Here is a 1,075-nt window from a genome sequence, read left to right as displayed (position 1 = left end):
GTGGAAGCACGGTAACGTGTGGAGCTGACTGTTACTAATCGATCGAGGGCTTGACCAAAGCGTAGAAAGTGGCAAGTCGGATGAAGAAGCAGTGAAGGAAGCGTGCTTACGGAACTGATTCTTTATATGGCTTGGGATTTGTGGAGCAAATCATCGAAATGAAGCGAAGCGGAATTGAGATGACCACTTTCGAAGAAATCGGAGATCTGTATGAAGTTTTGAAGGTATCAGAAAAGAAATACCTTTAGATTATTCCTCGATAGCTCAGTTGGTAGAGCACGCGGCTGTTAACCGCGCTGTCGTAGGTTCGAGTCCTACTCGGGGAGTTTTTTTAATGAAAGAATAAAGATAAGGCTCCGTGGTCAAGCGGTTAAGACATCGCCCTTTCACGGCGGTAACACGGGTTCGATTCCCGTCGGAGTCATTCAGGAATATAAAGAAATAAAGTATTGACAGATTTGTATTCTTGGTATATATTTAGGCAGTAATATTAATAGCATAAAGTATGTTGTTGATAGAATACGTGCCGATGTGGCTCAATTGGCAGAGCAGCTGATTTGTAATCAGCAGGTTATCGGTTCGAGTCCGATCATCGGCTTTAAACATTTGGACCATTAGCTCAGTTGGTTAGAGCAACCGGCTCATAACCGGTCGGTCCTGGGTTCGAGTCCCCGATGGTCCACTAACTAAATAAGGCCTAATGGCTCAGTTGGTTAGAGCGCCGCCCTGTCACGGCGGAGGTCGCGGGTTCGAGTCCCGCTTGGGTCGTTTTGCAGTGAGGAAAATGTGAGTGTGTATGCCAGTTCTACGAACTGCCATCCCGCGCTAACGCTCGGATAAAATAAAAGATTCTGAGTCTTAGCCATGCAAGCATGTCACAACTCAGAATCTTTTATTTTAGCACTCACTACAAGTAATCGCGTGGGATCTTAGCTCAGCTGGGAGAGCATCTGCCTTACAAGCAGAGGGTCATAGGTTCGAGCCCTATAGGTCCCATTCAATGAGTTTATCTCATTATGCCGGCGTGGCGGAACTGGCAGACGCGCAGGACTTAAAATCCTGTTGTAGAAATACA

The 1,075-nt window shown here is 46.3% G+C and carries 6 tRNA genes; all 6 read left to right on the top strand.

Going from position 1 to position 1,075, the window contains the following annotated elements:
* The first annotated feature begins 253 nt into the window (after window positions 1-253).
* The 6 genes from DW650_RS19345 to DW650_RS19320 all read left to right on the top strand — a co-directional run bounded on the left by DW650_RS19345 (window position 254) and on the right by DW650_RS19320 (window position 996).
* Window positions 254-326: transfer RNA gene (locus tag DW650_RS19345), tRNA-Asn, on the top strand.
* Between the two features lie 26 nt (window positions 327-352).
* Window positions 353-424: transfer RNA gene (locus tag DW650_RS19340), tRNA-Glu, on the top strand.
* A gap of 101 nt (window positions 425-525) precedes the next feature.
* Window positions 526-598, top strand: a tRNA-Thr gene (locus tag DW650_RS19335).
* A 10-nt stretch (window positions 599-608) separates the two neighbouring features.
* Window positions 609-682 (top strand) — tRNA-Ile (locus tag DW650_RS19330).
* 12 nt (window positions 683-694) lie between these two features.
* Window positions 695-768: transfer RNA gene (locus DW650_RS19325), tRNA-Asp, on the top strand.
* A gap of 155 nt (window positions 769-923) precedes the next feature.
* A tRNA-Val gene (locus DW650_RS19320) sits at window positions 924-996 on the top strand.
* The last annotated feature ends 79 nt before the right edge of the window (window positions 997-1,075 follow it).

The sequence above is a fragment of the Roseburia sp. AM23-20 genome, from assembly GCF_003470905.1.
Lineage (GTDB): Bacteria > Bacillota > Clostridia > Lachnospirales > Lachnospiraceae > Roseburia > Roseburia rectibacter.
Note: the sequence above shows the minus strand (reverse complement) of the source record. Positions and strands in the feature narration are given on the sequence as shown.